This is a genomic window from Streptomyces sp. NPDC039424, assembly GCF_055639495.1.
Genome location: NZ_JBVKAI010000029.1, coordinates 58,639 through 74,475, shown reverse-complemented (window position 1 = coordinate 74,475; position 15,837 = coordinate 58,639). Strand labels below are relative to the sequence as shown.

Genomic DNA, 15,837 nt, shown 5'->3' with positions numbered 1-15,837 from the left:
CACGGTGCGTAACCCGACCGTCGGAACCTCCACGTGCCCTCCCCGTAAGCATTCCGTGACCTCACCGGGCCGACGGCAGGGGTTCACCCCTCGTTCACTTCCGGCCATCGGCGGCTTCACCTGTTCTGCCTAATTTCGGCCGTACCAGGTGCTGAGTGCGGCCTTCGCGGCGCGCTCCGGCATCACGACGACTTCGCACGCCGCCGACGGTGGCGGCTTCTGGAAGGAACTCCCGAAAGTGAAGCTTCAGCGCAAGAACCGGCTTCGCGCCCTTTCCCTCGGTGCTGTCGCCGTCTCCGGCGCCCTGGCCCTGACGGCGTGCGGCTCCGACGACACGGGCAAGACGGCGAGCGAGGGTTCTTCGTCCTCGACGAGCGCCAGCTCGATCAAGTGCGACAACGCCAAGGGCCAGCTCCTCGCCGACGGCTCCTCCGCGCAGAAGAACGCGATCGACGCGTGGGTCAAGCAGTTCTCCCAGGCCTGCGGCGTGCAGATCAACTACAAGGGCGGCGGCTCCGGCGCGGGCGTCACCGCGTTCACGCAGGGTCAGGTCGCCTTCGCCGGTTCCGACTCCGCGCTGAAGCCCGAAGAGGTCACCGCCTCCAAGAAGGTCTGCTCCGGCGGTCAGGGCATCGACCTGCCGATGGTCGGCGGCCCGATCGCCGTCGGTTACAACGTCCCGGGTGTGGACAACCTGGTCCTGGACGCGCCGACCCTCGCCAAGATCTTCGACAGCAAGATCACCAAGTGGAACGACGCGGCGATCAAGAAGCTGAACCCCGACGCGAAGCTTCCCGACCTCAAGATCCAGGCGTTCCACCGCTCCGACGAGTCCGGCACCACGGACAACTTCACCAAGTACCTGATCGCCACCACCCCGGACAACTGGAAGTACTCCGGCGGCAAGGCCTGGCAGGCCAAGGGCGGCCAGTCCGCTCCGCAGTCCGCGGGTGTGGCCCAGCAGGTGAAGCAGACCTCCGGCGCCATCGGCTACTTCGAGCTGTCCTACGTCTCGGACGGCCTCAAGTCCGTCTCCATCGACACGGGCGCCAGCAAGCCGGTCGCCCCCAGCACCGAGAGCGCCACCGCCGACATCGCCGCCGCCAAGGTCGTCGGCACCGGCAAGGACCTGTCGCTGCAGCTCGACTACAAGACCAAGGCCGAGGGCGCCTACCCGCTCACCCTGGTCACGTACGAGATCGTCTGCGACAAGGGCAACAAGGCGGACACCCTGGCCGCCACCAAGGCCTTCCTGCGCTACATCGCCAGCGAGGACGGCCAGAAGGTCCTGTCGGGCATCGACTACGCGCCCGTCCCCGACGAGATCATCACCAAGGTCCGCAGCACCATCGAGGGCCTGAGCTGACCTGAGTGCGGCCCGGTTCCGCGAGGAACCGGGCCGCACCGTCCGGTGCACCGCCGCCCGGAGCCGAACGCCCCCTGTGGGTGTACGGCTCCAACGAGCCGCCCACCCCGCGGCTCCGCAGACCGGAGAACCCGATGGACATATCGACGCAGACGACTGACGCACCTCCCCCCACCCCCCAGCCGGCCCCGGCCGAGCAGAAGCGCAACGCCCGCGGCGCGACCCGCCCCGGTGACCGCATCTTCCTCGGGCTCTCCCGCGGCTCGGGCATCCTGCTGCTGGTGATCATGGCCGCGATCGCGGCCTTCCTCACCTACCGCGCCTCCCTCGCGATCAGCAAGGACCACGGCAACTTCCTGACCACCTTCGAGTGGAACACCAACCTCCAGCCGCCCGTCTTCGGCATCGCGGTCCTCGCCTTCGGCACGGTGGTCTCCTCGATCGTCGCCATGGTCATCGCGGTCCCGATCGCGGTCGCCATCGCGCTGTTCATCACGCACTACGCGCCGCGCAGGCTGGCCGGCCCCGTCGGGTACGTGATCGACCTGCTCGCCGCCGTGCCGTCCATCGTGTACGGCCTGTGGGGCGCGCTCATCCTCGTACCGCACATGACCGGCCTCTACGGGTGGCTCGACACATACCTCGGCTGGACCGGCATCTTCGACTGGCAGGGCGGCGCCCCCCGCTCGATGCTCACCGTCGGCATCCTGCTCGCGATCATGATCCTGCCGATCATCACCAACGTGAGCCGCGAGGTCTTCCGGCAGGTCCCGCAGATGCACGAGGAGGCCGCGCTGGCCCTCGGCGCCACGCGCTGGGAGGTCATCCGCATGTCGGTGCTGCCCTTCGGCCGCTCCGGCGTGATCTCCGCCTCGATGCTCGGCCTCGGCCGCGCCCTCGGCGAGACGATGGCCGTCGCCACCGTGCTCTCCCCGACCTTCGACATCCAGGCCAGCCTGCTCGACCCGGGCGGCGGCACCTTCGCCCAGAACATCGCCAGCAAGTTCAGCGAGGCGACGCAGGACGGCCGTGACGCGCTGATCGCCTCCGGTCTGGTGCTGTTCGTCATCACCCTGCTGGTCAACGGCGCGGCCCGTGCGATCATCGCCCGCCGCAAGGAGTACTCGGGGGCCAACGCATGAGCACCGCAATCGCCGACAAGCGCCCCAGCACGCTGCGCGGCGCCAGCCTCCCGAAGTGGTCCCCGTGGGCCATCGCGGCCGGCTCCCTCGCGGTCGCGGTCGGCGTCGGCCTCGCCGCCGGCCTGGACAGCAAGGTCCAGTGGGGCCTGATCGCCGCGATCCTGTTCATCCTCGGTACGTTCGGCATCGCCGCCCGCGTCGAGGGCCGCCGCCAGGCCAAGGACCGCGTCGCGACCTCCCTGGTCTGGGTCGCCTTCCTGCTCGCCGTCATCCCGCTGGTCTCCCTGATCTGGGTGACCGTGGCGCGCGGCGTGAAGGTCCTCGACGTCTACTTCCTCACCCACTCCATGGGTGTCGTCGCCGACTCCGAGCCGGGTGGCGGTATCTACGCCGCCATCATCGGCAGCCTGGAGCAGGTCGGCCTCGCCACGCTGATCGGCGCGCCGATCGGCATCCTCACCGCGATCTACCTGGTGGAGTACGGGCGCGGCAGCCTCGCCAAGGCCGTCACGTTCTTCGTCGACGTGATGACCGGTATCCCCTCGATCGTCGCGGGTCTGTTCATCCTCAGCCTGATGCTGATCTTCGACATGCAGCCCTTCGGCTTCGCCGGTTCGCTGGCCCTGGCCATCCTGATGATGCCCGTCGTGGTCCGCTCCACCGAGGAGATGCTCAAGCTCGTACCGAACGAGCTGCGCGAGGCGTCGCTGGCGCTGGGTGTGCCGAAGTGGCGCACCATCCTGAAGGTGGTCGTGCCGACCTCCATCGGCGGCATCATCACCGGCGTCATGCTCGCCGTCGCCCGTATCGCGGGTGAGACCGCGCCGGTGCTGCTGCTGGTGTTCGGCAACCCGTTCATCAACAACAACCCCTTCGAGGGTGCGCAGGCGTCGCTGCCGCTGTACATCTACCAGCAGTACTCGCAGAGCGCGGGTGCCAACGCGGCGTACGACCGCGCGTGGGCGGCGTCCCTCACGCTGATCGCCTTCGTGATGATCCTCAACATGGTGGCCCGGGGCATTGCCCGCTGGAAGGCCCCGAAGACCGGTCGCTGACCGCGGCCCCCCTCAGCGACTGACTGGAAGTGAAGTAGTTATGGCCAAGCGAATCGATGTGAGCGGGCTCACCGCCTACTACGGCTCCCACAAGGCGATCGAGGACATCTCGATGACGGTCGAGCCGCGTTCGGTGACGGCGTTCATCGGGCCGTCCGGTTGCGGCAAGTCGACGTTTCTGCGCACGCTGAACCGGATGCACGAGGTCACCTCGGGCGGGCGGGTCGAGGGCAAGGTGATGCTCGACGACGAGGACCTGTACGGGGCCGGGATCGACCCGGTGTCGGTGCGGCGCGAGGTCGGCATGGTGTTCCAGCGTCCGAACCCGTTCCCGACGATGTCGATCTTCGACAATGTGGCGGCGGGGCTGCGGCTGAACGGCAGCTACAAGAAGAGCGAGCTCGCGGACGTCGTCGAGAAGTCGCTCAAGGGTGCGAACCTCTGGAACGAGGTGAAGGACCGGCTGAACAAGCCCGGGTCGGGGCTGTCCGGTGGTCAGCAGCAGCGGCTGTGCATCGCCCGGGCGATCGCGGTGGAGCCGAAGGTTCTGCTGATGGACGAGCCGTGCTCCGCGCTGGACCCGATCTCCACGCTGGCCATCGAGGATCTGATCGGTGAGCTGAAGGAACGGTTCACGATCGTCATCGTGACGCACAACATGCAGCAGGCGGCGCGTGTCTCCGACCGTACGGCCTTCTTCAACCTGGCGGCGGTCGGGCAGCCGGGCAAGCTGATCGAGATCGACGACACGGAGCGGATCTTCTCCAACCCGTCGGTTCAGGCCACCGAGGACTACATCTCCGGGCGCTTCGGCTGAGCCGGTGCTCCTATGACCCCTCGCGGTGCTGCATGGCGGTGCCACCGCGAGGACGCAAGGGCCCGCCCCCGGAATCCGGGGGCGGGCCCATCGCCGTTCACCGACCTGGGGCTCCGCCCCAGCCCCCGCGTCGCCCACCCACCCGCCCGACTCGGTGGGCCTAGAGGTGCCCCATCCTGGGGCTCCGCCCCAGGCTCCGGGCGGGGACTGCGTCCCCCGCACCCCTGGCAGGGGGTCGCCTCTGCATGTCAGTGGGGGGCTTCGTCCCTGGATCCCAGCGGGGCTTCGCCGCTGGCCGCTGTTTTTCCACCTGCCCGACTCGGTAGGCCTAGAGGTGGCCCATCCTGGGGCTCCGCCCCAGGCCCCGGCGGGGACTGCGTCCCCTGCACCCCTCGCGGGGCTCCGCACCCGCACCCCACCCGCCTTCGCCACCGCACCCCGGTCAAAGACGCTGTGGCTCCCCTTTTCAGCCCACCGAGTCGGGTGGTGGGTGGGCAGGGGCACGGGGGTCCAGGGGGCGGAGCCCCCTGGTACGGCTGCGGCGGGGCGGGTGGGTTACAGGAATGCCAGGTTGACGAGGCCGAAGGCTGCCGCGGCTACCAGGGCGGCTGCCGGCATGGTGATGAACCAGCCCATGACGATGTTCTTGGCGACGCCCCACCGGACGGCGTTGACGCGCTTGGTGGCGCCGACGCCCATGATGGCCGAGGTGATCACGTGGGTGGTGGAGATCGGCGCCTTGAAGAGGAAGGCGGTGGCGAACATGATCGACGCGCCGGTGGTCTCGGCGGCGAAACCCTGCGGCGGGTCCAGCTCGATGATCTTCCGGCCCAGGGTGCGCATGATGCGCCAGCCACCCGCGTACGTACCGAGCGACAGCATCACCGCGCAGACGATCTTCACCCAGACCGGGATCGGGTCGCCGTAGGTCTGGTTGCCGGAGATGACCAGGGCCATCACCACGACACCCATGGTCTTCTGGGCGTCCTGGAGACCGTGGCCCAGCGCCATGCCGGCGGCGGAGACGGTCTGCGCTATGCGGAAGCCGCGCTTGGCCTTGTGCGGGTTGGACCGCCGGAAGAGCCACAGGATCGCCGTCATGACCAGGTAGCCGATGATCAGGCCGACGACCGGTGACAGGAACATGGGGATGACGATCTTGTCGACGACCCCGTCCCAGAGCACGGTGGTGCCGCCGGCCAGCGCCGCTCCCACCATGCCGCCGAACAGCGCGTGGGAGGAGGAGGACGGCAGGCCGAAGTACCAGGTGACCAGGTTCCAGACGATCGCACCGACCAGCGCCGCGAAGAGGATGCCCATCCCCTTCGAGCCCTGGGGCGTCTCGATCAGGCCCTCACTGACGGTCTTGGCGACCCCGGATCCCAGGAACGCACCGGCCAGGTTCATCACCGCGGCCATCGCCAGCGCCGCCCGGGGCGTCAGCGCCCGGGTGGACACGGACGTCGCGATGGCGTTCGCCGAGTCGTGGAATCCGTTCGTGTAGGTGAAGAAGAGGGCGACCGCGATGGTCACGATCAGAGCGAAGGTGTCCATAAAGAGGTCAGGACTCCTTGACGGCGATGGTCTCCACCGTGTTCGCCACGTGCTCGAACGCGTCCGCCGCCTCCTCCAGCACGTCCACGATCTGCTTGAGCTTCAGCACCTCGATCGCGTCGTACTTGCCGTTGAAGAGGTGTGCAAGAAGCTTTCTGTGGATCTGGTCCGCCTGGTTCTCCAGACGGTTCACCTCGATCCAGTACTCGGTGAGGTTGTCCATCGTGCGGAGGTTCGGCATCGCCTCCGCCGTCAGCTCCGCCGCCCGCGCCAGGACCTCGATCTGCTGCTCGACGCCCTTGGGCAGTTCCTCGACGTTGTAGAGGACGACCAGGTCGACGGCCTCCTCCATGAAGTCCATGATGTCGTCGAGGGAGGACGCGAGGGAGTAGATGTCCTCGCGGTCGAACGGCGTGATGAACGAGGAGTTCAACTGGTGGAAGATCGCGTGCGTGGCGTCGTCACCTGCGTGTTCCGCGGCCCGCATACGCTCTGCGATCTCGGCCCGGGCGGAGGTGTCCGCCCCGAGCAGTTCCATCAGGAGTTTCGAGCCCGTGACGATGTTGTCCGCGGACGCGGCGAACATGTCGTAGAAGCTCGTCTCCCTGGGGGTCAGACGAAAGCGCACTTGGGGTCCTCGGGGTGCTTCGGTTTCGGTCAGGCTGATGCTAGGCGCATCATCCGGCCACGGCTAATGGGCCGTCCCCCAGTGTCGCCCATGGGGGAGAGTGATCATCACGGGGGCGTACCAAGAGCCGTATACCCAGCGAAGTTGGTTACCATATACCCAGTAGGGGTATCTGTCCGGGGCTTCCGGAGCGGGAGGACGCGATGACGACGACCGAGGCCGGTGCCACGGCGCCCTCCGAAGGCACCACGCACGGGTACCACAAGCAGAAGGACGAGCACCTCAAGCGGCTGCGCAGGATCGAGGGCCAGATCCGCGGCCTGCAGCGCATGGTCGACGAGGACACCTACTGCATCGACATACTCACGCAGGTGTCCGCCTCCACCAAGGCCCTGCAGTCCTTCGCCCTGCAACTCCTGGAGGAGCACCTGCGCCACTGCGTCGCGGACGCGGCGGTCAAGGGCGGGACGGAGATCGACGCGAAGGTGGAGGAGGCCACGAAGGCCATCGGGCGCCTGCTGCGCACCTGACGCCCCGCCCCAGGTCAGCCGCGGCCCGCGTCCCGTTCCTCGGCCACGCGCAGCACCTCGTCGATGCTCTCCAGGCTGAGCCGGTCCTGGGCGGCCGACGCCGCGATGATCAGCTCTCCGCACAGCTCGATCTCGGCGAGGGCCACGTGGTCCTGAACTGCCGTACCGCCGACCGGAGCCACGTGCGTCACCTCTTCTCTGCCGTTACCGACTTCCTAGAGTAGGCAGGGCTCTACACACCGCGCATGGCACGGACGGGCTAGTTCGCGGGCCGCCGCGCTGACTAGTGCGCCGGGGTGCCGCCCGGTTCCCCGGATGGCTGGTTTTCGGCGATCCAGCCCGCGTAGATGTCCTCCGGGCGTGGCAGCTGTACGTCCGCCGGGACTCCGAAGTCGTAGAGCAGGGTCGTCGAGGCGACCGCCACGGTGCCCTTCTGCCGGCCGTTGACGAATACGAAGCTCTGCCGGAGCTTGCGGATGCGCCCCTGGTCGTCGAGGTAGGCGTCGAACGGAACCTCGGCGGTGGCGAACCCTTTCGCCGCCGCCGCCAGCGACTCCCGGTTGCCGGGCGATGCACTGCGCGCCGCTCTGGTCAGGTCGGCGGTGCCGCGGAAGTGCCGCACCTCGACCCCGCCGACCTCGGTCCGCCCCAGGTACGTCGCCGTCCGCGTCCCGCGCAGCAGTTCCGCGGCGGCGTACGGGTCCGTCGCGCCGCCCGTGACCAGGTTGCCGTCGGAGAGGGTCGCGGTGTCCACCCGGACCCACTTGTCGGCGGGCACGCCGGCGCCGCGGTTCTTCATGAACAGGGCACCGGGGGTGAGCAGTTCGGTGATCGGGCGGTGCTCGGTGTTCCCGGCCGGGTCCTGCGGCAGCTGCACGGTGAGCCTGCCGAGCTGTCCGCGGTAGTCGTAGACGCCCTTGCCGCGGATGGTGACCCGGGTGCCGCCGGTGGCCATCTCCATCGAGGTGGTGGCCTTGGAACTGCCCGCCTCCCGCAGTGTGTCGGCGGCGCGGTGCAGGGCGCTGACCGGTTCCCCCGCGCCGCGCGCGTCCTCGGCGGCGGCGCCGCTGAAGGAACAGCCCGTGGCACCGAGGCCCAGACCGGCCGCGATTCCCACCGCGAGCCCCACCGCGCCGACCGTTGCGCCCGCCCGCCTGTGCTGCCGCCGATCCATCGCCTGCCTTACCCCCAGCCGGTACGTCCGTCACGGGCCCCCTGTCGATCCGGTTAACGACGAGTAGGGGGTGGCCGTCACGCGCGGGCCTGAGCTTGGACGGGTGTAGACGTGGCCTTTACTTCGGATGGGTAGCGTTGTCACCGTGGCACAGCAGGACGGGCCGGAACGGGCCCGGCACGGGCAGGAACACCTCACTACGACGAGCGAGCAGGGCCGCTTCTGCGTGGCCCGCTGCACCTGCGGCTGGCGCGGCCCGGCCCGCCGGGCCCGCAGCCAGGCACGAACGGACGCGGAGGGGCATACAGGGGGCTGACGGGCTCGCGGGTCACACGGAAGGGTCGCGGGCCAGGGCGTCGACGAGATCCCGGTCGCGGGGCTGGGTCAGGCGGTCGCGGGCCGCGCCGGGGGACAGCCACAGGATGCGGTCCACCTCGTCGTTGGGGGTGAAGCCGCCCGCGACGGCCTCGGCCGCCCAGTAACGGACCTCCTTGGGGCGGCCGTTCGCGAAATAGCACACGGTGGGCAGCTCGGAGCCGGGCTCGGCGCTGTACCCGGTCTCCTCCGCCACCTCGCGCAGGGCACCGGCCAACGGCTCCTCGCCGCGCTTGAGCTTGCCCTTGGGGTGGGACCAGTCGTCGTACTTCGGCCGGTGGACGAGGCAGACCTCCAGGCCGCCGCCCATCGGCGAGCGACGCCACAGAACGCAGCCCGCCGCCTGGACGGGGGTGTCCTTCGCGGTCGTCACCGGTGCTTCACCGCCTCGGATCGGAGGGTGTCAGGGGGTAGTGACCGTCTGCTTCAGCCAGCACTGCTGGAACGCGAACCGCGCCGCCTCCACCTCGTGCCGCTGGTCGGCGTGGAGCACACCGAGGGCGTACGCCGTGGCCGGGGCGATGCGCGGGGTGCGGGCCGCCTGCGCCGCCGCCGCGGCGGCCTCCGAGGCGTCCCGGTGCCGGTTCAGGGCCTGGCCGGCCGTCAGCAGGCGTACGTCCACGGGGGCGTCGGGGCCGTTCAGCACCTCGCGGGCGTAGCGGTGCAGGCGCAGCAGCAGGCGGACCTGGTGCCAGGGGCTGTCCTGGGGGTGGGGGGACGGGTCCGGGGAGAGGCCGTGGATCAGGGCCTCCGCGTTGTAGGGGTGGCCGGCGGTGACCAGGGGGAGCGCGGCGACGGCGTCCGTGAGGCGTTCCTCGGCGGCGGCGGCCAGGGGGTGCAGGTCGGTGAGGGGGGCGGTGGGGGTGAGGGGGACCTCGCTGGCGAGTACGGCGACCTTGTCCGCGACGGCGTGGAAGCGGCTGGAGCCGAGGGCCTGGAGGGCGGTGGAGTGGGCGCGGGTCCGGGCGAGGGTGAGCTGGCGGTCCAGCAGGGCGCCCGCTTTGGCCGCGCCCACCGTGAGGTTGCCGCGTTCGGGTGCGGCACCGGGGGAGGAGCGGATGCCCATGGCGGCGCCCACCGTCTGGGCGGGCACCGCCGTGGACCCCGACAGCCGGTGCAGCGCCTGCAGCAGCCTCTCCAGTCGCGACTCGCACGCGTGCTCCAGCCCCAGGGTGCCCGACAGCCAGGCCAGTTCGGGCCGGATCTCCTCCGACCAGGCGGTGTCGAGCAGGGGGCGGAAGGTGTGCAGGCTGCCGCTGATGCGGCGGGCCGAGCGGCGTAGGGCGCGTGCCGCGTCGACGGACTCCTCCGCGCCGTTGGAGCCGCCGGTCTCCCGGTGCAGCCGCAGCGCGCGGAGGAACTCCGTGGCCTGGGTGCGCAGATAGCTCGCGAGGGCGTCTGCGGTCACCACCCCGGCCGTGGGGTCCGTCGGGTCAAGGTGTTGCTGTGCCACGCCGGCGCCTCCGGGCGTCTATGAGCATCTCCTGGACGTTGCGCAGGGGTTGGCCGTCCGCGTCGGTCGCGTGCCGCGTCCACTCGCCGTCCGGGCCCAGGTGCCAGGAGGCGGTGGTGTCGGACATGCCGGTGTCGAGCAGCCGGTTGAGGGCCGCCCGGTGGGCCGGGTCGGTGACCCGGACGAGGGCCTCTATCCGGCGGTCGAGGTTGCGGTGCATCATGTCGGCGCTACCGATCCACACCTCGGGCTCGCCGCCGTTGCCGAAGCCGAACACGCGGGAGTGTTCGAGGAAGCGGCCGAGGATGGAGCGGACGCGGATGTTCTCCGACAGGTCGGGGAGGCCGGGGCGCAGCGCGCAGATGCCGCGTACCCACACGTCCACCGGGACGCCCGCCTGGGACGCGCGGTAGCAGGCGTCGATGACCGCTTCGTCGACCATCGAGTTGACCTTGATGCGGACGAAGGCCGGACGGCCCGCACGGTGGTGCTGGACCTCCTTGTCGATCCGCGCGACCAGGCCGTCCCGCAGGGACTTGGGGGCGACCAGCAGACGGCGGTAGGTCTCCCGGCGCGAGTAGCCGGAGAGGCGGTTGAACAGGTCGGAGAGGTCCGCGCCGACCTGCGGGTCGGCGGTGAGCAGGCCGAGGTCCTCGTAGAGCCGGGCCGTCTTCGGGTGGTAGTTGCCGGTGCCGACGTGGCTGTAGCGCCGGAGCGTCTCGCCTTCCTGGCGGACCACGAGGGAGAGCTTGCAGTGGGTCTTCAGGCCGACGAGGCCGTAGACGACGTGGCAGCCGGCCTCCTCCAGCTTGCGCGCCCACTTGATGTTGGCGTGCTCGTCGAAGCGGGCCTTGATCTCGACCAGGACGAGGACCTGCTTGCCGGACTCGGCGGCGTCGATGAGCGCGTCGACTATCGGGGAGTCGCCGGAGGTGCGGTACAGGGTCTGCTTGATGGCGAGGACGTCCGGGTCGCCGGCCGCCTGCTCCAGGAAGGCCTGCACGGAGGTCGAGAAGGAGTCGTAGGGGTGGTGCAGCAGCACGTCCCGGCTGCGCAGGGCCGCGAAGATGTCGGGGGCGGAGGCGGACTCCACCTCCGCCAGGTCCCGGTGGGTGCCCGCGACGAACTTCGGGTACTTCAGCTCGGGCCGGTCGAGGCTGTGGATGCGGAAGAGGCCGGTGAGGTCCAGGGGCCCCGGCAGCGGGTACACCTCGGCCTCGCTGATCTTCAGTTCGCGCACCAGCAGGTCGAGGACCTCGCGGTCGATGGACTCCTCGACCTCCAGGCGTACCGGCGGTCCGAAGCGGCGCCGCATGAGTTCCTTCTCCAGGGCCTGCAGAAGGTTCTCGGTGTCGTCCTCCTCGACTTCGAGGTCCTCGTTGCGGGTGAGCCGGAAGGCGTGGTGCTCCACGACCTCCATGCCGGGGAACAGCTCCTCCAGGTGGGCGGCGATCACGTCCTCGATGGGGACGTACCGGCCGGGCGAGCTCTCCAGGAAGCGGGACAGCAGCGGCGGCACCTTGACGCGCGCGAAGTGCGGCTTGCCGGTGACCGGGTTGCGTACCACCACGGCCAGGTTCAGGGAGAGGCCGGAGATGTACGGGAAGGGGTGCGCGGGGTCGACCGCGAGGGGGGTGAGGACGGGGAAGATCTGGTGCCGGAACAGGGTGAAGAGACGTGCCTGCTCCTTCTCCGTCAGCTCACTCCAGCGGACCAGGTGGATGCCCTCCTCCGCGAGGGCGGGGGCGACGTCCTCGTGGTAGCAGGCGGCGTGCCGGGCCATCAGCTCGCGGGAGCGGGCCCAGATCATCTCCAGCACTTCACGGGGCTGGAGGCCGGAGGCGGAGCGGGTGGCGACGCCCGTCGCGATGCGCCGCTTCAGACCGGCCACCCGGACCATGAAGAACTCGTCCAGGTTGCTGGCGAAGATCGCCAGGAAGTTCGCCCGTTCGAGCAGGGGCGTGTTCGGGTCCTCGGCGAGCTCCAGGACCCGCTCGTTGAACGCGAGCCAGCTGCGCTCCCGGTCGAGGAAACGACCCTGCGGCAGCTGTACCCCGTCAACCTGCGATTCCTCGTACGCGTCGAGGTCGGCGTCGATGTCGGGTTCAAGGTCGGACACCACGGCGGCCACCGTGTGCGGCCGGTGCGCGGCTATGGAGCCCACGGAGGGCTGTACGTGCTGGACCTCTGCCTGGGTGTTTGGCTGGCTCATGACCCCATTGTTCCGCGTCACGAGCGAGACGGGCGCGTCGGAACGTGCGGGTGGGAGCGTCACGGCCCCGTTCCCCGTGGCCCCCTCGGGGGGCGGCGAAGGCTCTGGCACGACGGGCTTCATTGGCTGAGCGTCGCAAGGTCGTCTGAATCGATGGTTACGGAGACATGACGTGCGGGATATCGGGGGGCGGCTCCCGGGCGTCCCGGCCGCGGGGAGCGACGCCGAAAGTGACGGTCCCGTACGTCCTTCCCCCCGTGGGAGGACGTACGGGACCGCCGGTCCCTTACGCGGTGCGCCGGCGCAGCACCGTGTAGGCCGCCGTGGTCGCGAGGGCCGCCAGGGTGAGCACGATGCCGGTTTCCACCAGGTGGAGGGGCCAGTAGTGGGACTCGGGGTGGTAGACGGCGAAGTAGCCGTCCGCGTTCCGGCCCCGGTTCACCTGCCATATACGGGCGGGAAGGTCCAATCGTCTCGATGACGTGCGGGTCACGGTGGGCCACAGGTCCGCGCGGTGGCGTTCCAGCAGGAGGTTCAGCAGCCACATCGCGGCGAAGGCGGCGCCGAGGGCGGCCAGGGTGCGGCGCAGCAGCAGCGCGGCGAGCGCGCCGGTGGCGAGCGCGCACAGGCCGTACGCCACCATCAGCGGGCCCCGGGCGACGAACACGTCGGCGAAGGTCCAGTCGTCGCCCATCAGGTCCCGGTTGGCCGCCCAGGCCCAGCGGAACACCGCTACCAGGGCCGTGCCGCCGGCCGTGACCGCCAGCGCGGGCAGGGTGAGCTTGGCGGTCAGCCAGCGGGCGGGGGTGACGCCCTGCGTCCAGGCCAGGTGCGCGGTGCCGGATTCCAGTTCGCGGCCGACCAGCGCACCGCCGGCGAAGGCGGCGACGGCCAGGAAGCTGTAGCAGATGAAGGTGCCGATCCCGCCGATCGATTCGCTGTAGCCGAGGAGACCGGCGGTGTCGCAGACGTCGACGCGGCGGCAGGCCAGGTCCGCCTTGCGGGCGTCGACCGCGGTCACCTCGGTCAGCCACACCAGCCAGCCGGTCATGCCCGCGACGAACGCGACCCAGGCGAGGAGGGCCCAGCGGTGCAGGCGCAGGACCGTGCGGGGCAGGCCCGGGAGGGCGGCGGCGCTCATGCGGCGGTTTCCTTCGCGGGCCGGGGTGCTCCGGTGAGGCGCCTGAGGACGAGGAACGCGCCCACGGTGAGCAGGGCGGCGACGGCCAGCACCAGGGCCGTGGTGGTCAGCTGGAGCGGCCAGAAGTGCGAGGAGGGGTGGTAGCTGCTGTAGTAGCCGACCGCGCCGAGCTTCTCGTACGCGCGGTGGCACCCGTCCATCGAGAGGTCGTCGCAGGTGGGGGCGGGGATGTGCGCGCCGGTGGAGGTGACCAGGCCCTTGTCTACGGGGATGCCTGTGATGACGTAGCCCTCGTTGAGGCCGGTGACCTGGGTGGCGGCCGGCCACAGGTGCGGCAGAAGGACCTCGGCCAGGCCCCGGATACCGGCGGTGAGGACGAGGCCGAGGACGAGTGCGGGCAGGGTGCGGCGCCAGATCATGCCCGCGAAGGCGCCTGCGGCCAGTCCGGCCAGGGCGAACGCGACGGTGGTGGGGCCGTTGGCATGGAAGGTCCAGAACATGTTCCAGGCGTCGAGGGTGCCGATGCGGCCTTGGGCGGTCGACCAGGCCCAGTGGTGCAGAAGCACGAGCAGGCTCGCTCCCGCGGTGACCGCGGCGGCCGGCAGGGCCAGCTTGGTCGCCAGCCAGCGGGCCGGGGTGAGTCCCTGCGTCCAGCTGAGCTGTGCGGTGCCGGACTCCACTTCCCGCCCGACGAGCGCGGCGCCCGCCCAGGCGGCCACCAGGAAGGGCAGAGCGGCCATGGCGAGGGTGAGATTGGTGTACGTGCTGTTGAAGCGGAGGAGCGGCGCCTGGTCGTATGCGCAGTTCGCCGACCTGTCGCAGGAGTTCCACTGCCGCCACCCCTCCGCCGCCGCGTCGGTGAGCGGCCCGGCGAGCCACAGCAGCACGGCGGCGCCGAGGACCACCAGGCCCGCCCAGACGAGCAGCGCGGGGCGGTGCAGGCGCAGCAGCCAGCGGGTCAGGCGGGGGCCGCCGGAGGGTTGCCGGGCGGCTGCCGGAGCGGACGTGGTCATGGCGGTCACGCGGCGGTCTCCTCGGTGGTCGCCGGGGCGGCGGTCAGGGCGGGGGCCTCGGGGTTGCGCAGGTGGGCGAGGACCAGCTCTTCCAGGGTGGGGGTGCCGGTGCGCCAGTCGCCGGGCAGTCGGCCCGCCGGGCGGATCAGTGCGCTGAGCTGGCGGCCGGTGATCCGGGACTCGACCACGGTGTGCGGGGCGAGGTCGGCGGAGTCGGCGTTGGCTCTCAGGTGCGTGTGGGCGGCCAGCAGGTCGTCGATCTCCCCGGCCAGCCGGATCCGGCCGCCGCCCACCAGCAGCATGTGGTCGCAGGAGTCCTCCAGTTCGGCCACCACGTGCGAGGACATCACGATCGTGGTGCCGTACTGGGCCGCGTGCGCCATCAGCACGCCCATCAGCTCGTGCCGGGCCAGTGGGTCGAGGTCGGCCATCGGCTCGTCCAGGAGCAGCAGCTCGGGCCGTTTGCCGAGGGCCAGGGCGAGCGCGACCCGGGTGCGCTGGCCGCCGGAGAGCGCGCGGATCTTCGTGTGCGGGTCCAGGTCACCGGCGGCGGTCGTCCGTTCGGCGGTGTCCGCGTCCCACCGCCCCGGGTTGAGGTCGGCTCCCAGCCGGAGCGTCTCGGCGACCGTGAGCTGCGGGTAGAGCGGCTTGTCCTGGGCGACGTAGGCCACGCGGGCGCGGGCCTCGGCCGGGCTGGTCCCGAGCACGGTGAGCGTGCCCTCGGTGGGGACGAGCAGCCCGGCGGTCAGGGTGAGGAGCGTGGACTTGCCCGCGCCGTTGGGTCCGACGACGGCGCAGACGCGTCCGGCGGGCAGTCGGAAGGCGCAGTCGCGCAGCGCCCACCCTCCTCGGCTGCCGTAGCGCTTGCCCAGCGCGGCGGCCTCGATGGCCGTGCCGGTGTCGGTCATCACTGGTCTCCCTGTTCGTGCTGCTCGAACTGATCGTGCTGCTCGAAGTGCTTCTCGAGTACGGAGGTGAAGAGCGCGGCCACGTCGTCCCGGTCCAGCCCCGCCGCGCGGGCCCGCCCCGCCCATGCGTCCAGCTCGGTGCGCAGCGGCGAGTCGGCGGGCGCGGAGCCCAGCGTGCGCCGTACGAAGGTGCCGAGCCCGCGCCGTGCCTCGACCAGTCCCTCGCGTTCGAGTTCCCGGTAGGCCTTGAGGACGGTGTTGGGGTTGATGGCGGTGGCTTCGACGACCTCGCGGGCCGTGGGCAGCTTGTCGCCGGGCCGCAGCAGGCCCAGGCGGATGGCCTGTTTGGTCTGCTGGACGATCTGGACGTAGGTGGCCACGCCGCTGTGCCGGTCGATGCGGTACTCGACCACTCGACAACCACCCTTTCACTAATTGAGTAGTGAAAGGGTGGTGCAAAGAAGGGGCG

The 15,837-nt window shown here is 70.5% G+C and carries 17 protein-coding genes; 6 read left to right on the top strand and 11 right to left on the bottom strand.

Annotated elements, in window-relative coordinates; translation table 11 throughout:
* Window positions 1-238: 238 nt before the first annotated feature.
* From pstS to pstB, 4 genes are all read left to right on the top strand, one after another.
* On the top strand, window positions 239-1,366 hold the full coding sequence (gene pstS, locus ACZ7L0_RS40710) for a phosphate ABC transporter substrate-binding protein PstS (protein WP_471247631.1): 1,128 nt from the start codon (window positions 239-241) through the stop codon (window positions 1,364-1,366).
* A 134-nt stretch (window positions 1,367-1,500) separates the two neighbouring features.
* Window positions 1,501-2,508 carry a phosphate ABC transporter permease subunit PstC gene (pstC, locus tag ACZ7L0_RS40705; protein ID WP_471247630.1) on the top strand — a complete coding sequence of 336 codons (1,008 nt, stop codon included), beginning with the start codon at window positions 1,501-1,503 and terminating at the stop codon, window positions 2,506-2,508.
* Window positions 2,505-3,563: a phosphate ABC transporter permease PstA gene (gene pstA, locus ACZ7L0_RS40700; RefSeq protein ID WP_471247629.1), complete on the top strand. Its 1,059-nt coding sequence runs from the start codon at window positions 2,505-2,507 to the stop codon at window positions 3,561-3,563. Before pstC ends, pstA begins: the two co-directional genes overlap by 4 nt.
* 40 nt (window positions 3,564-3,603) lie before the next feature.
* Window positions 3,604-4,380: a phosphate ABC transporter ATP-binding protein PstB gene (pstB, locus tag ACZ7L0_RS40695; protein ID WP_471247628.1), complete on the top strand. Its 777-nt coding sequence runs from the start codon at window positions 3,604-3,606 to the stop codon at window positions 4,378-4,380.
* A 555-nt stretch (window positions 4,381-4,935) separates the two neighbouring features.
* Here pstB and ACZ7L0_RS40690 read toward each other — a convergent pair.
* Together ACZ7L0_RS40690 and ACZ7L0_RS40685 are read right to left on the bottom strand one after the other, a co-directional pair.
* Complete coding sequence (locus tag ACZ7L0_RS40690; protein WP_471247627.1) at window positions 4,936-5,934, bottom strand: inorganic phosphate transporter; 999 nt, start codon at window positions 5,932-5,934, stop codon at window positions 4,936-4,938.
* 7 nt (window positions 5,935-5,941) lie between these two features.
* Window positions 5,942-6,562 carry a DUF47 domain-containing protein gene (locus tag ACZ7L0_RS40685; RefSeq protein WP_188289463.1) on the bottom strand — a complete coding sequence of 207 codons (621 nt, stop codon included), beginning with the start codon at window positions 6,560-6,562 and terminating at the stop codon, window positions 5,942-5,944.
* A gap of 203 nt (window positions 6,563-6,765) precedes the next feature.
* Here ACZ7L0_RS40685 and ACZ7L0_RS40680 point away from each other — a divergent pair, with 203 nt between their 5' ends.
* Window positions 6,766-7,092 (top strand): metal-sensitive transcriptional regulator, encoded by a 327-nt coding sequence (locus ACZ7L0_RS40680; protein WP_471247626.1) that lies wholly within the window; start codon window positions 6,766-6,768, stop codon window positions 7,090-7,092.
* A gap of 14 nt (window positions 7,093-7,106) precedes the next feature.
* Here the strand turns inward: ACZ7L0_RS40680 and ACZ7L0_RS40675 are convergent, their stop codons facing one another.
* Complete coding sequence (locus ACZ7L0_RS40675; RefSeq protein WP_471247648.1) at window positions 7,107-7,274, bottom strand: hypothetical protein; 168 nt, start codon at window positions 7,272-7,274, stop codon at window positions 7,107-7,109.
* 101 nt (window positions 7,275-7,375) lie between these two features.
* Complete coding sequence (locus tag ACZ7L0_RS40670; protein ID WP_471247625.1) at window positions 7,376-8,266, bottom strand: SCO4651 family lipoprotein; 891 nt, start codon at window positions 8,264-8,266, stop codon at window positions 7,376-7,378.
* 145 nt (window positions 8,267-8,411) lie between these two features.
* On the opposite strand from ACZ7L0_RS40670, the gene ACZ7L0_RS40665 reads away from it, so the two are divergent.
* A complete protein-coding gene (locus ACZ7L0_RS40665) occupies window positions 8,412-8,582 on the top strand; it encodes a hypothetical protein (RefSeq protein ID WP_471247624.1) in 171 nt (56 codons plus the stop codon).
* 12 nt (window positions 8,583-8,594) lie between these two features.
* Here the strand turns inward: ACZ7L0_RS40665 and ACZ7L0_RS40660 are convergent, their stop codons facing one another.
* From ACZ7L0_RS40660 to ACZ7L0_RS40630, 7 genes are all read right to left on the bottom strand, one after another.
* Window positions 8,595-9,014 (bottom strand): NUDIX hydrolase, encoded by a 420-nt coding sequence (locus ACZ7L0_RS40660; protein ID WP_471247623.1) that lies wholly within the window; start codon window positions 9,012-9,014, stop codon window positions 8,595-8,597.
* Window positions 9,015-9,044: 30 nt separating this feature from the next.
* The gene (locus ACZ7L0_RS40655; protein WP_471247622.1) at window positions 9,045-10,094 is read right to left on the bottom strand and encodes a CHAD domain-containing protein; all 1,050 of its coding nucleotides are present in this window, start codon (window positions 10,092-10,094) and stop codon (window positions 9,045-9,047) included.
* Window positions 10,075-12,429, bottom strand: a complete 2,355-nt coding sequence (locus tag ACZ7L0_RS40650; RefSeq protein ID WP_471247621.1) for an RNA degradosome polyphosphate kinase — start codon at window positions 12,427-12,429, stop codon at window positions 10,075-10,077. The genes ACZ7L0_RS40655 and ACZ7L0_RS40650 overlap by 20 nt, the downstream gene beginning before the upstream one ends.
* Window positions 12,430-12,592: 163 nt before the next feature.
* Window positions 12,593-13,447: a hypothetical protein gene (locus ACZ7L0_RS40645; protein WP_471247620.1), complete on the bottom strand. Its 855-nt coding sequence runs from the start codon at window positions 13,445-13,447 to the stop codon at window positions 12,593-12,595.
* The gene (locus tag ACZ7L0_RS40640) at window positions 13,444-14,460 is read right to left on the bottom strand and encodes an ABC transporter permease (RefSeq protein ID WP_471247646.1); all 1,017 of its coding nucleotides are present in this window, start codon (window positions 14,458-14,460) and stop codon (window positions 13,444-13,446) included. The genes ACZ7L0_RS40645 and ACZ7L0_RS40640 overlap by 4 nt, the downstream gene beginning before the upstream one ends.
* A gap of 5 nt (window positions 14,461-14,465) precedes the next feature.
* Window positions 14,466-15,368: an ABC transporter ATP-binding protein gene (locus ACZ7L0_RS40635; RefSeq protein ID WP_471247619.1), complete on the bottom strand. Its 903-nt coding sequence runs from the start codon at window positions 15,366-15,368 to the stop codon at window positions 14,466-14,468.
* Entirely contained in the window at window positions 15,368-15,781 is a 414-nt protein-coding gene (locus tag ACZ7L0_RS40630; protein WP_471247618.1) for a GntR family transcriptional regulator, read from the bottom strand. The genes ACZ7L0_RS40635 and ACZ7L0_RS40630 overlap by 1 nt, the downstream gene beginning before the upstream one ends.
* Window positions 15,782-15,837 lie beyond the last annotated feature (56 nt).